This window comes from Collinsella sp. LCP19S3_B11 (assembly GCF_052121915.1).
GTDB lineage: Bacteria > Actinomycetota > Coriobacteriia > Coriobacteriales > Coriobacteriaceae > Collinsella.
In genome coordinates this window covers 93,439-106,927 of record NZ_JBQKDI010000003.1, presented here as the reverse complement: position 1 = coordinate 106,927, position 13,489 = coordinate 93,439, and the positions used below count along the sequence as shown (strand labels likewise).

The window sequence follows — 13,489 nt, the reverse complement described above, 5'->3', positions numbered from 1 at the left end:
TATCGTATACGATCCGTGCCCTGCACGGAATATCGGGTTGTTCCCACCAGCTGACCTGGTATTTGACCCCACACTTGCGCACCGGGGCGTTTGCTCGGGAGGCCGCAGCCACCTTCACGACTGGCCCGCTCGCCCGCGAGGCGGTATTGCCCCAAAGAAAGTAGAACGGACGGTGCGGCTTACATCTAGGACGCGCCATGATCGCGCCGCGCGCACGCGGTCGCTTACGTGGATCCCTTTGACCGCGTCTGTCTTGGACTTGGATGGGCGCATTGCCCGTCCGCAACCACAGCCTGGCGGGAACGTAGCGCATTATAGCTAAGTTCAAGCTAAAGTTTAAGGTTAGGTCGTCATTCGCACCGCGAGTACAGATTTCGCAGGTCGAGGCGGGCAGCACACGGCGCTCTTCATCGGGATGGAAGTCCCTTCAACTGATGTGACCCATATGCCGGCGCTCGGCGCGCATCATGCGTAGCGCCGAGGCGCCGGTCAGGATTACAAAGGTTGCCAGTTGCTCGCCTGTCGGCTCGACGCGCCGCGCAATCTTCACTGCCACAAAACCACCCCTACCAAACGCGTGCGATAGCGAGGCCATCGACGGCTTTGGCGCCGGCGCGCTTAAGCTCCGCCGAGGCCGCTGCCATTGTTGCGCCCGTGGTAATGACATCGTCGATGAGCAGCAGACGGCAGCCACGTACATCCTCGACCGTCTCGTACATGTCCCGGGCATGTTCCCGGCGCTCGGCGCGACCGAGTTCGCGCTGGTCGCCATGACCGTATTTGACCAAGGCGTCCAGCAATGGCACGCCCGAAAGATCGCAAAACGAGCGCGCGATTGCTTCCATGTGATCAAATCCACGCCGCCGAAACGCCGCCGCAGTCGCGGGCACAAATACCACCGCGTCGGCACCGGACAGCACGCCGCCGTAACGGTCGGGGGCTGCTACCTGGGCATGCAGGGCGGTGTCGTAGAGCAGCTCTGCCAGATACGGTGCCAGACGGCGCTCGCCCGCATCCTTGTATGCCTTGATGATGCGCGGCAACGGATGTGCATAGACAGCGCACGCCAGGCAGCGATCGAGGGCCTTAGCCACCGCCGAAGACGCACCCTCGACCGAGCACTCGGTACACAGCAGGTCTCCAAACGGAGCGCCGCACCTCGTGCAGCTGTGGCGCGGATCGACAAGCGTGAGCGACGCCAGGCACTCCCGACAAATAAGCGCACCGGCACGCTCGCAGCCGGCGCATCGCGTGGGCGAAAGAACCTCGAGTGCCTCATGCACCGCGCGCTCGGCAAACGGTAGCAATTCATCCGCTAACGGCAAGATGCCGGCACTCCGTAAGCGGCTCAAACCATTCAGATAGTTATTTATGACAAAACCCTCCCTACGCTTGGGCGAAGGGAGGGTTGTCGATTCAGTGCCATGATACCCCGTTGCACTTGGGGTCAGACAAGTCGAATCCGCTTGCGGGCGCTATTCGCCGGCAGGCGGTTGCGGTGCGGACGAGGTGTGGGTCGAGCCTTCGCCACCATCCTGGCGCGGCTTGCGGGAACGGCGACGGCGGCGGCGCTTCTGACTCTGGTCGGCCGAGCCCTCGCCACTGCGATCCTCACGCGGTTCGCGCTCGTCGCGAGCACCGCCGCGCGAAGCCTTGGCGGCAGCTCCTCCGCCATCGCCGGGGCGACGACGCGTGACCTTGACTTCACCATCCGAAACCTGATCGGCCACAGAAGGAACCGAGGGTTTCTGCTGCGTGCCCGAGGAATGGCGACGGCGAGGACGCGGCGCGCGCTCCTCCTCGCCACGTGGCCTGCCAGCCTTGTCGGCAGGCGCGTCGGAGGCCGAGGCGCCCTTGGGAGCGGCACCGGCCTCGCGAGCGGCTGCGGCGCGGAAGGCGTCCTCGCGCTCCTCGCTCGACAGGTGGCGGCGACGACGGCGCGTGGGGTTCATGCCGCCGCCGCGGTTTTGCTGCTGGGGCTGCTGAGCCTCGCGCTCGCGAGAGGCGTTCTTGCCCGCGGTCTCGCCGTTGTCGACGGACGCCGCGCGCTTGCGGCGACGACGGCCGCCGGCCGCCTCCTCGGCCTCGGAAGCCTCGGCCTTACCGTGGCCCTTTCCGCGGCCACGACCCTCGCCCTGGCCCTGACCGGCACAAGCATCGGATTCGGCATCGCGACGACGGCGCTTGGGCATCGACGTGCCGGCCAGACGGTCGGCACTCGACAGGCCATCGCCCACGTCGACGCCGTTCTCGCGATCGAGCTCCATGAGCGCCAGGCGCATCTCGGGCGACTCGATGCGCTCGAGCACATCGCGCGTCACGCAGTCGGGACGGCAGCTGCAGCCCTGCTCGGCGGCCTTCTTTTTGCAACCCTCAGAGCACGTCATATCGGCCAGGTTGACCTTAAAGACTTTACCGTTCTCCAGGCGCAGCACCAGCTGCTCACGCGGCGTGTCATATTCCTGGATACGCGCCTTGCCGAGCGGCGTATCGATGAGCGTCTTCTTTTTGGGCGCGCGGCTCTTAAAGTCCTTGTACGCCTCGAACTCATAGCGCAGGCAGCACATCAGGCGGCCGCACACGCCGCTGATCTTAGACGAATTGAGCGGCAGGTCCTGCTCTTTTGCCATGCGAATCGAGACGGGCTCAAACTGTCCGCCAAAGCGCGTGCAGCAGAGCTCCTGTCCGCATTGGGCATAGCCGCCCACCAAGCGGGTCTCGTCGCGCACGCCAATCTGGCGCATGTCAACGCGAATGTGCAGCGTCGAGGACAGGTCCTTGACGAGCTGACGAAAATCGACGCGCTCCTCGGCCGCAAAGTAGAACACGGCTTTCTCGCCGCCAAACAGGTATTCGACACCCACCGGCTTCATCTCGAGGTCGAGATCTTTGACCAGACGGCGGAAATCGACCATGGCCTCATCGCCCTGGATGGCCAGGTCGTCGGCAAGCTGCAGGTCGATATCGCTCGCCACACGCAGCACGGGCTTGAGCGGCTGACCGATCTCGTCTTGCGGCACCTCGAAGGGATCGGCCGTGACCAGGCCGATCTCGGTTCCGCGCTCGGTGGAGCAAATGGCATAATCGGCCTCGAGGATATCCAGATCCTGCGGGTCAAACCACAGGTCGCGCGAGGCGTAGGTAAACTTAACGGGTACGACTAACGGCATTTCAGTGCCTTCCTGATATCGAACAGCATGACCTCGATGGCCAGCTGGGGAGTAACGTTTCTGGCAATGTTGCGCTCGGCGGTCGCGACCGCCTCGAGCGCCCGGGTGGCACCCGCAACATTCGTCGCGGCGGCAAGCCGCCCGATCGTGTCGCGCACGTCCTCGTTCACAATGTCTGCCGCCTCATCCTGAAGCGTCAGCAGCACATCGCGCATGAGCGTCCGCGCGCTCGCCAGCGCTTCCATGATACCCGAACGCTCGCGCGCGTTGAGTTCGCGCTTGTTGCGGTCCTCAAGCTGCTTCAATGCTCCACGCGACAGATAATCGACGTTTTGCTCGAGCACCTTTTCCTGCGTGGACTTGACCTCGGCGAGCGGAGCCTTAACGGCGACGATGAGCGACTTGGCGCGGCTGAGTACATCGGCCTCGTCGGCGGCGATGAGCGAATCGATGGCGCGGATCATCTGGCGGCGAGCATCCTGGCGCTCGGCGCTCTTAAGGAACTCGATGCCGCGCGTGGGGCTCCCCGCCACGGCGACCGCCATGCGACAGCGTGCGAGATCCTGGCCCGTCGCGCGGCTCACGGCCTTCGTGGCCACGGCGGGCGACACCAGCCGAAACGGCACGCACTGGCAGCGGCTCACGATGGTGGGCAACATCACGTCTGCCGAGGTGCCCAGCAAGATAAACATAACGCCCTCGGGCGGCTCCTCGAGCGTCTTGAGCAGTGCGTTGGCGGTGTTGGCGCGCAGCTGCTCGGCACGGTCGATGATGTAGACCTTGGCCTTGGCACGGATGGGCGCCAGCGGCACGTCGTCGAGCAGCTCGCGGGTCTGGGCGATGAGGTAGCCCGTGGCGCTCTCGGGCGTGTAATAGTGCACGTCGGGGTGCGTATGGCGGGCGACACGCACACAGCTATCGCATGAGCCGCAGCCGTCCTGCTCGCACAGGAAGGCTTGGGCGAGCGCCCAGGCGGCATCGAGCTTGCCGGCACCGGGAGCGCCCAAAAACAGGTAGGCGTGCGATGCGCGGCCGCTGGCGACGGCGTTGGTCAAAAAATCGCGTACGCGCTCTTGGGTGTCGAGCTTGGCCAGCAGGCTTGTCTGAGCGGGGGCCATGTTACTCGGCCTCCTGGGCAAGCGTGGCGGTGACGGCGTCCTGGGAAATGTCGAGACCGTACGCGCGAACCTGCTCGACCGTCTGCGCGAAGACGTCCTCGATGGAAGCGGTGGCATCGATGAGCTTCACACGATCTGGTTCCTCGGCGGCAATGGCACTAAATCCCTGGTAAACGCGCTCCTGGAACGCCATGCCCTTGGCCTCCATGCGGTCGACCGCACCACGGGCGGACATGCGCAGCGCCGCCTGCTCGGGCGTGATGTGATAGACGAGCGTGAGCGCCGGGTGCGTCCCCGCGACAGCAAGGTTGTTGGCGTCGCGTACCATCTGGCGATCGAGACCGTCGGCAAACGCCTGGTAGCAGGTCGTGGAATCATAGAAGCGGTCACACAGGACCACCTTGCCGGCCGCAAGGGCGGGAGCTATGACCTCGTGCACCAGCTGGGCGCGTGCGGCCTCGTAGAGCAGCAGCTCGCAGGTATCCCCCATCGCCGTATTGGCGGGGTCGAGCAGCAGGGCACGGATCTTTTCACTAATGGCGGTACCACCCGGCTCACGCAGGGTCACGACCTGGTAGCCAGCGAGCTCGAGCGCACGGGCCAGCAGGCGCGCCTGCGTGGACTTACCGGCACCATCGACGCCCTCGAGCGTGATAAAGCTATGTTGAGCGGGCTCAAAAGCCATGGGCGCAGTCCCTTCCTACAAGGCGCGTAAATGCAGATATATCAACCAAATCATGATACCCCAGGGGCAGGCGCACCCCAAATCCAACCTAGTCATTGGGGACGTTCTTAATTGACTGGTCGTTTAAGAACGTCCCCAATGACTAAAGGTGCCTTTACAAAGTTGCGGTGAAATAGGGGCTGACTGAAGCTCTAAGACCGCCAAACAGTCCCTATTTCACCGCAACTTATGATGGGGAATTTTGGATGCTTGGTATAATCGTCATATGGCATTGAAATGTGGCGAAAGGAGTGGCAATGTCTCGGTATTGCGCCTCGTGCGGCAAGCTTCTTGCAGATAATGCCAAGTTCTGCACCTCGTGCGGTGCACCCGTTGAGCAAACAGCCGCGAGCGATAGCCAGCCCGCTTTTGAGCAGACCGGGGCCCTTGATACGCCGCAAGCCAAGGCGGACGATCCCCTCGCTTATCGCCCCGACCCCGCCGCAAGCCCCGCGGCCGTCGAGACCACGCAGTGCATACCCGTCGCGAGCGGCTCGCCCCAACAGCAGCCGGCTCCCGCATACGCGCCTGCTTCGCCACAGACCCCCGCTCCCAAAAAGAGCGGCACCGGGGCGCTTGTCGCCGTTATCGTTGCGCTGGTGGCAATCATCATCGCCCTGGTCATCTTCTTTGTGATCAAACCGTTCGACAACTCCGCCACGCAGACGACTGCCGAGGTTACCAAGCTGCACCACGATGTTGACGATGATGACCTCAAGCCTCTCGGCGACCCCAATAGCCTTTACGACGATGACGATGACGACGAGGACGAGGCTGGCGGCGAAGCAACCCTCTCCGAGCAGAACCTCTACCGTCGCCTGAGCGAATACTACGACCTGCTCGAGGACCTCGATAGCCAGGTCCGCGCCTGCGCGCAGGCCTTCAATGGTAGCTATCTGGAAGAAGATCGCACCACCCGTCAAAATCTCGCCGACGTCGCCGAGCGCACGGAGGAGACCATCGAGCAGTATTACGATATCGTCGAGGACCTGAACGTCCCCATGAGCTCCAAGAACTACAACTCCTGGAAAGACATCATTGCCCTGTATGACGACCTTGATCACCGCATCGACGCGATCTGCGATGCCTGGGAGATCAGCCTAAAGTACGCAAAGCCCTCGGACCATAAGGACGAAATCGTGGCGCCGCTGGCACGCGACAACGAGCCGGGAACCAGCAGCAACAAGTATCGCTTGGACTTTGAGGACCGCTATCCCAGCGCCAAACCCGTCGAGGTGAACTAGCGTTTTGTCGTTCCCGAGCTGGCAGTTAGGGACGTTCCTAAACTGCCGGTAGAAAAGGAACGTCCCTAACTGCCGAACAAAAAACGGGCGAGGATCATGGGACCCTCGCCCGTTTTTGTTTTGGGCAATGTTTCGGCTGCGCCGCTACTTGCTGGCGGCCGCCTTCTTTGTGGTCGTCTTTTTCGCGGCAGCCTTCTTGGCAGTCGTCTTTTTCGCCGTGGTCTTCTTCGCCGTACTCGCCTTGGTCGTCGTCTTGCGGCCGCGGGCGGGCTTCTTCTCCTTGGTCGGGCAGTCCATGTTGACGCAGATGCGCCACGGACCGCGCGCCGTGTTGACCACCACGATGGGAGCGCCGCACTCGGGACAGGTCTCGCCCGTCGCCTCGAGTTTGCCACGCGCCGGCAGCGGATAGCTCACGCCGCAATCGTCATAGTTGGTGCAGCGGATAAAGCGCTTGCCGCTCTTCTCGCTCTTGTGCGCAATCAGATCGCCATGGCGTCCGGCCTCGGCGCACACCTTGCACTCGCCCACCTTAAGGTCGGGCTCGTAATTGGTGGGACACGTGGGGTTCACGCAGATCTCGAAAGCCTTCTGGCGGAACGGCTGGCACTTAATGCGCGGTGCGCCGCATTCGGGACACACGGCAGCCTCGCCCTCGAGCGGGCTCACCTTGACGCCGCTCGGCACCGGATAGGTCACGTCGCAGTCGGGCCAGCCCATGCAGCCGATAAAGCTGCCGCGGGTCTTGGCGCTCGTCTTCATGACCAGATCCTTGCCGCACTTGGGGCAGGCGCCCACGCGCGCATCGGCCGTGACGGCATCGCTGATGGCGTCGCCCAGCTCCTGCGTATGCTTGAGCAGCTCATCGAGCACGCCGGCCAGCAGCGCGCGCGAGTGCGTCACGACATGCTCTTCGGTATCTTCGCCGCGCTCCACGCGGGTCATGTCGCCGTCGAGCTCGCTGGTCATATCGGGGCTCGTGATGCGCGGGGCAAACTGCGACAGTGCATCGATGATGGCGATACCCAGCTGACTCGGCTCCACGGGATCGTTTTTGAGGTAGCGCACGGCGTACAGGCGCTCGATGATGCTCGCGCGCGTGGACTTGGTACCCAGGCCGCGCTTTTCCATCTCCTGCACGAGCTTGCCCTGGCTGTAGCGTGCGGGCGGCTCGGTCTGCTTGGCCTCGAGCTTAATGTCGAACACGTCGACCATGTCGCCCTGCTCCAGCGGCGGCATCTGCTCGTCGCGCTTGAGTCCGTACGGGTATACCTCGCGGAAACCCGGGGTCACGAGCACATCGCCCGAAGCCACGAACGGCTCGCCGTTCACGTCGAGCTCGAGCTTGGTGTTCTCGATGGTGGCAGGGCCCATAAGCGTCGCCAGGAAGCGGCGAGCGATGAGGTCGTAGAGCTTGCGCTGGCCACCGTCGAGCGTGGACGGATCGCCCTCGCCCGTGGGGTAGATAGGCGGGTGGTCGGTGGTCTCGACCTTGCCGCGCGTGGGCTTCATGGGACCGGCGAGCACCTTTTTGCATATGGGCGCCAGCGCCGGGTTGATCTTTGCCAGGTCACTCACCACGGCGCCCAGATCGAGCGTCGCGGGGTACACGGTGTTGTCGACACGCGGATAGCTGATAAGACCCGCCATGTAGAGGGACTCGGCGATGCGCATGGTGCGTGCGGGCGAGATGCCCTCCGCCGCAGCGGCAGCCTGCAGCGAGGTGGTCGCAAACGGCGTGGGCGGCTGCTGCTTGCGCGAGCGCTTGGTCACCGCGGCGACGGTTGCCGTCGCAACGCCGTCGACATGGCCGTACGCTATCTCGGCAGCATCCTTGTCGGTAAAACGCGCCGTCTTGTGCGCGATCTTAAAGCGGTCGTCCTCGGTAGCAGCCTGCGCGGCAGCCATGCCGCGAATCTGCCAGTAGTCCTCGGGCACAAACGCCATGCGCTCGCGCTCGCGCTCGACCACCAAGGCGAGCGTCGGGGTCTGCACGCGGCCGGCAGAACGCACGTTGCCAAAGCCGCCAAACTTGGCGAGCGTCAGGTAGCGCGTGAGCACCGCACCCCAAATGAGGTCGATGTGCTGACGACTCTCGCCGGCATCGGCCAGGTTCTGGTCGAGCGAGACGAGGTTATCAAAGGCCTGCGTGATCTCGGCCTTGGTAAACGAAGAATACTGGGCGCGGGCAACCGGCAAGTCGGGCGCAACCTCGCGCACCTTGTTGAGGGCGTCCGAACCAATCAGCTCGCCCTCGCGATCGAAGTCCGTGGCGATGATGACACTGTCGGACTTCTTGGCAAGGTTCTTGAGCGAGCGAATGAGCTCTTTCTCGGCCGGCAGCTTGATAACGGGCGCCCAGGTAAGGTAGGGCAGGCTCTCGAGCTTCCAGCCTTTGATGGAGATACCGTCGGCAAGGAACGGTTTGCGCTTGGTGTCATAGGGCGGACGCGCCAGGCCATCGGGTATATCGGCCGGCAGCATCTCGCCGTCCTCGGTGACCGAATACCAACCCAGCTTTTTATCGAACAGCACGCTGTCGCAAAAATCGGGCGCAAGGATGTGACCGGCAAGGCCAATTGTCACGCACTCCTCGCCCTTCCACTCAAAACGGTAGATGGCGGTGTTGTACACCTTGTCCTTTTTGGGCTTGCCCGTGGAAAGACGCTCGGCAATCTGGCGCGCGGCGTCGTTTTTCTCGGCGATGATGAGCTTCAAAAGAGGCTCCTATCTCGTGTGTCTGCGGCTGCGCCCGCACGTACGACGGCCGACTTACGCCCTTGTTTGTTCGATCTGCCCGATGAGCCAATCGCACCAGGCATCCATGCCCTCGCCCTTGCGTGCGCTCACGGCAAACCGCGGCGCCTGCGGATTGAGGTCATCGAGTGTCTTAGTATACCTATCCATGTCAAAATCGAAAGCCGGGGCCACATCGACCTTGTTGAGCAGCTGTGCGCCAGCGTGCTGGAAGATGCCCGGGTACTTAATGGGCTTGTCGTCGCCCTCGGGCACCGAGAGAATCATGATGGATAGGTTCTCGCCCAGGTCAAAGTCGACCGGACAGACCAGATTGCCCACGTTTTCGATAAAGATAACATCGATGTTTTGAAGGCCCACTGCCTGGTCGAACGCGTCAACGGCCTCCATGATCATGTTGCCCTCGAGGTGGCACAGACCGCCCGTGTTGATCTGAATGGCGGGCATGCCGGCCTCCTTCATGGTGATGGCGTCGACATCCGAGGCGATATCGCCCTCGATGACGGCACAGCGCAGACCGGCTTTGTCGCGCAGACGCTCGTTGGTGCCCAGAATCGTGGTGGTCTTACCAGAGCCGGGACTCGACAGCACATTGATCACATAGGTGCCTGTCTCTTTGAATCGCTGACGCAGCTGATCTGCCAGGCGCTCATTGCGCGACAGAATCGGCGATGCGATATCAATAGTTTTCTCGGCCATACTCGGCACTCCTTACTTCTACCATTTATACCCCGTCCCCAAATGGCAGGCTGGTTAATTGTCGGGGGTTTCGATCTCGATGCTGGCGATGTCGAGCTCGCGTCCGTGCAGCAGGCGCACGTTGGTGCCGCCACACTGAGGACAGCGGCAATGGAAGCGGTCGTGCTCAAAGGCCTCGCCGCAGTCCAGGCACTCGCTTTGTGGATGGACTTCCTCCACGGCAAGCTCGCAGCCGCGCGTGAGTATGTCCTCGTCGCGAAACGTCTCCCACGCAAAGTCGAGCGCCTCACGCACAACTTCGGTCATATCCCCAATGCGCAGCGTTACCAAAACAGCGCGCGAGGCCCCCGCCCCACGCGCCGCGCGAATCACTGTATCGAGTATGCCGTTGACAATGCCAACCTCGTGCATACGGATTTACTCCTCGTCGTCGTCCTCGTCGTCGTTCGAGAACAGATCCAGACGGCTCACAAACAAGCCTTCCTTGCCATCGCGCGCGGTAATGACCACGCGGGCGATGGCGAGCGAAATCTCGTAGAGCGAGAGCAGGGCGCCATACATGAGACCCAGTGTAACGGGCGAGCCGTCGGGCGTAATCACAGCCGAGCCCGCAAGCAGGCCAACGTATACGTAACGCCAGGCACCGCGGAAGGCCGCATAGGACACGATATGGAAGACAGAAAGGTAGAAGATGATGAGCGGCAGCTCAAACGCCACACCAAAGCCGATCATAAAGAGCAGCTCCATGTTGACGTAGTTCTCCAGATCGGGCAGCGCCGTAGCGACGGCCGAGGTTTCGCCGATGAGCCACTCAAAGCCCGCAGGGATGATGATGAAGTAGCAAAAGATTGCGCCCAGGAAGAACAGCACCGTCGAGGCGAGCACCGTGGGCACAACCCACTTGCGCTCGTTGGGGCGAAGCGCCGGCAGGAAAAACGCCAGAATCTGCCAAATGATCATAGGCGTGCACATGACAACGGCCATCTTGAGAGCCAGCGAAAAGCGCAGACCAAAGCCGCCGAGCGTGGTGGTGATGTAGAACTTACCGTCCGGCACAAAGGAGCGGATGGGGTCTTCCAGGATGTCGAGTACCACGGGCGTGGCGAAATACAGCACGATGGCGGCGGCAAAGACTGACACGACCACGATGGTTAGGCGGCGACGGAGCTCACCCAGATGATCGAAGAGCGGCATGCGCGCAGGTCCGATAGGCATTACTCATCGCCTCCCTTCGGGGCATGGGCGGCAGCGGCGTCGTCCTCGGCCTCGAGCTCGCGAGCGAGCTGGTCGACGACGGCCTTGCGCTTTCGGGGACGACGGGCGTAGAGGTCAGCCGTCGTGGGCTCTGCCGGCTCGGGCTCGGGCTCCGGCTCTGCAGCAGGCTCGGGCTCGACGGCGGCAGCGGCAGGCTCGGCGCCCTCAGCCTCACCAGCAGCACCTTCGTCCTCGGCAGCACCCTCACTCGCGGCCTTCTCGGCGGCAAGGCGGGCACGGCGCTCGGCAAAGGTCTCCTTCTTTGCGGGCGCGGCCGTCTCGACGGCATCCTCGTCCGCATCGGAATCGTCATCGACGGCAGCCTTCTTGGGCTTGACCGGAGCCGAAGCGGCCTCGCTTACCGGATCGATAATCTCGGACTGAACAACAGCCGTCATCTTTTCCTGCGTCTCGCGGAACTGACGGATGGCACGGCCGATCGTGCGGCCCATCTGCGGGAGCTTATCCGGGCCAAACAGCAAAAAGCCGAAGACCACGATGATCGCGAGCTCACCCTCTCCAATACCAAACACACATACCTCCAAGGCTCGATGTGAGTCGAGCCCGCACCGCGCCATTCGGCCGGAACTCGTCTATTCATTCGGTCAAGTATAGCGCCCGGACGTCAAAACATCCGAGCGCATCACAAACATATACCAAACGGCACGCCCTTTTTGGGGCAGGGCTTATGCCGCCGTAATTGAAATCTCCTGGTCGACACCCAACAACTGAACCACGCGCATCACCGGGGGCTGCACGTTGACGCAGCCAAACCGCTTGTCGTGATCGGCTGCGTGGTGCGCGGCGCCCACAAGTACGCCAATACCTGTCGAGTCGATATAGCTTACCTGGGCAAAGTCGAGCTCAACGGCCTCGGTTGGCTGCTCGAGCGCCAAGTCGATGGCGTTACGCAAGCTGTCGGCGTTAGAGATATCAATCTCACCGGTCACCCTGATGGTGTAGAGCTCCGGCGTGGGGTTGGTGGAAATACCCAAATCCATGTATACGCTCCTTTGCGTATCGAGAGTGCGGATGGTACTGGATGCGGATTTACGGGGCCCTACGCGTTAGGCGCGCTCGGCACGAGCAAGCTCGGCAGCGACGAGCTTGACGGCCAGCACCAGCACGTCGAGTGCGGCCTCCAGGTCCTCGACCGTGGGATAACTCGGCGCGATGCGGATGTTGGTGTCGCGCGGGTCCTTGCCATAAGGCCAGGTGGCACCTGCCGGCGTGAGCTTGACACCCAGGTCGGCGCAAAGCGCGGCGACCTTTTGGGCCGAGCCCTCGGGGCCATCAAAGCTCACAAAGTAGCCGCCGCGGGGATGCGTCCAAGTAGCGCAACCCGTATCGCCCAGGCCCTCAGTGAGCTTGCGCTCGACGGCCTCAAAGCGCGGACGCAAGAACTCGGCATGCTTTTTCATGTGCTCCTTGACCGCCTCGATGGTGGGAAGGAAGCGCACGTGGCGTAGCTGGTTGAGCTTGTCGGCGCTGATAAGACCGGCCTTCAGGCGCTTGGAGAACTCCGCGATGACCGCGGGACTCGCACCGATAAAGCCGATGCCCGCGCCCGGGAAGGTGATCTTGGACGTCGAGGCGAATGCCACCACGCGGTCCTCGGTACCCGCCGCGCGGGCAAGATCGAAGATGTTGGCGAGCTCGTCGGTCTCGTCGTACAGGTCGTGCACGCAGTAGGCGTTGTCCCAAAAGATGCGAAAATCGGGCGCGGCGGTGGGCATCTCGACCAAGCGGCGCACGGTGTCCTCGCTAAAGGTGATGCCCGTGGGGTTGGAATACTTGGGCACGCACCAGATGCCCTTGATGGAGTCGTCGGCGGCAACCAGGCGCTCTACCTCCTCCATGTCGGGGCCGCTGCCGGTCATCGCGACGGGGACGTTCTCGATACCCAGGTCGGCGGTGATGCCAAAATGACGGTCGTAGCCGGGAACCGGGCACAGGAACTTGACCTTCTTGCCGTCGTGCGCGGCCTCATAAGCCTCCCAAGGCTCGCTGCCGCACGAGCCGCAGCGCCAGAACATACCGGCGATATCGTGCTCGATCAAAAGGCTCGACGAACCCAGTACGAGCGTCTGATCGGCGGGGCAACCCAGGAACTCCCCCGCCAGCTTGCGTGCCGAGGGAATGCCCTCAAAGCAGCCGTAGTTGGAGCAGTCGACGTTACCGTCGTGCAGATCGGCGTCGGCATTGAGGATATTGAGCATGGGGCGCGAGATGTCCACCTGGGAGGGCGACGGCTTGCCGCGCGCCATGTCGAGCGCCAGGCCCTTGGCCTTGACCTCGGCAACCTCGGCTTTGAGCGCCTCGATGGCGGCATCGAGTTCGGTGGTTTCCATCTTCTGGTAGATCGTCTGCATGGGTGCGACCTTTCGCAAAGCGGGACGTTGCAGTTTGTCTAAGTATAGACCGCTACCGCCGCAACGGTATGAAGCCGTGATAGATTAAGTCCATCGCAATGAATTACGATATCCACCGTATGACCCGTATAGCCGCATGGCACATCCAAGG

At 62.6% G+C, this 13,489-nt stretch carries 13 protein-coding genes; 1 reads left to right on the top strand and 12 read right to left on the bottom strand.

Features of this window, described 5'->3' with window-relative positions; translation table 11 throughout:
* Positions 1 to 427: 427 nt before the first annotated feature.
* The 5 genes from ACTQV4_RS03025 to tmk form a co-directional block, all read right to left on the bottom strand.
* Complete coding sequence (locus tag ACTQV4_RS03025) at positions 428 to 556, bottom strand: hypothetical protein (protein WP_441569261.1); 129 nt, start codon at positions 554 to 556, stop codon at positions 428 to 430.
* A gap of 10 nt (positions 557 to 566) precedes the next feature.
* The gene (locus tag ACTQV4_RS03020) at positions 567 to 1,325 is read right to left on the bottom strand and encodes a ComF family protein (RefSeq protein WP_441569260.1); all 759 of its coding nucleotides are present in this window, start codon (positions 1,323 to 1,325) and stop codon (positions 567 to 569) included.
* Between the two features lie 150 nt (positions 1,326 to 1,475).
* Positions 1,476 to 3,170 carry a PSP1 domain-containing protein gene (locus ACTQV4_RS03015; RefSeq protein WP_441569259.1) on the bottom strand — a complete coding sequence of 565 codons (1,695 nt, stop codon included), beginning with the start codon at positions 3,168 to 3,170 and terminating at the stop codon, positions 1,476 to 1,478.
* The gene (locus ACTQV4_RS03010) at positions 3,161 to 4,288 is read right to left on the bottom strand and encodes a DNA polymerase III subunit (RefSeq protein WP_441569258.1); all 1,128 of its coding nucleotides are present in this window, start codon (positions 4,286 to 4,288) and stop codon (positions 3,161 to 3,163) included. The genes ACTQV4_RS03015 and ACTQV4_RS03010 overlap by 10 nt, the downstream gene beginning before the upstream one ends.
* A 1-nt stretch (position 4,289) precedes the next feature.
* Positions 4,290 to 4,973 carry a dTMP kinase gene (gene tmk / locus ACTQV4_RS03005; protein ID WP_427747986.1) on the bottom strand — a complete coding sequence of 228 codons (684 nt, stop codon included), beginning with the start codon at positions 4,971 to 4,973 and terminating at the stop codon, positions 4,290 to 4,292.
* Positions 4,974 to 5,269: 296 nt separating this feature from the next.
* Between tmk and ACTQV4_RS03000 the strand changes: the two genes are divergently transcribed.
* Positions 5,270 to 6,256, top strand: coding sequence for a zinc-ribbon domain-containing protein (locus tag ACTQV4_RS03000; protein WP_441569257.1), 987 nt, complete (start codon positions 5,270 to 5,272; stop codon positions 6,254 to 6,256).
* A gap of 144 nt (positions 6,257 to 6,400) precedes the next feature.
* Here the strand turns inward: ACTQV4_RS03000 and ACTQV4_RS02995 are convergent, their stop codons facing one another.
* From ACTQV4_RS02995 to ACTQV4_RS02965, 7 genes are all read right to left on the bottom strand, one after another.
* On the bottom strand, positions 6,401 to 8,974 hold the full coding sequence (locus ACTQV4_RS02995; protein WP_441569256.1) for a DNA topoisomerase I: 2,574 nt from the start codon (positions 8,972 to 8,974) through the stop codon (positions 6,401 to 6,403).
* Between the two features lie 54 nt (positions 8,975 to 9,028).
* Positions 9,029 to 9,712: a hydrogenase nickel incorporation protein HypB gene (gene hypB / locus ACTQV4_RS02990; RefSeq protein ID WP_152068470.1), complete on the bottom strand. Its 684-nt coding sequence runs from the start codon at positions 9,710 to 9,712 to the stop codon at positions 9,029 to 9,031.
* Positions 9,713 to 9,766: 54 nt separating this feature from the next.
* Complete coding sequence (gene hypA / locus ACTQV4_RS02985) at positions 9,767 to 10,123, bottom strand: hydrogenase maturation nickel metallochaperone HypA (protein ID WP_441569255.1); 357 nt, start codon at positions 10,121 to 10,123, stop codon at positions 9,767 to 9,769.
* Between the two features lie 6 nt (positions 10,124 to 10,129).
* On the bottom strand, positions 10,130 to 10,927 hold the full coding sequence (tatC, locus tag ACTQV4_RS02980) for a twin-arginine translocase subunit TatC (RefSeq protein ID WP_427718932.1): 798 nt from the start codon (positions 10,925 to 10,927) through the stop codon (positions 10,130 to 10,132).
* Complete coding sequence (locus ACTQV4_RS02975) at positions 10,927 to 11,499, bottom strand: twin-arginine translocase TatA/TatE family subunit (protein WP_441569254.1); 573 nt, start codon at positions 11,497 to 11,499, stop codon at positions 10,927 to 10,929. Before ACTQV4_RS02975 ends, tatC begins: the two co-directional genes overlap by 1 nt.
* 153 nt (positions 11,500 to 11,652) lie before the next feature.
* On the bottom strand, positions 11,653 to 11,967 hold the full coding sequence (locus ACTQV4_RS02970) for an STAS domain-containing protein (protein WP_154515032.1): 315 nt from the start codon (positions 11,965 to 11,967) through the stop codon (positions 11,653 to 11,655).
* Positions 11,968 to 12,033: 66 nt separating this feature from the next.
* A complete protein-coding gene (locus ACTQV4_RS02965) occupies positions 12,034 to 13,338 on the bottom strand; it encodes an aminotransferase class I/II-fold pyridoxal phosphate-dependent enzyme (protein ID WP_441569253.1) in 1,305 nt (434 codons plus the stop codon).
* Between the last annotated feature and the right edge of the window lie 151 nt (positions 13,339 to 13,489).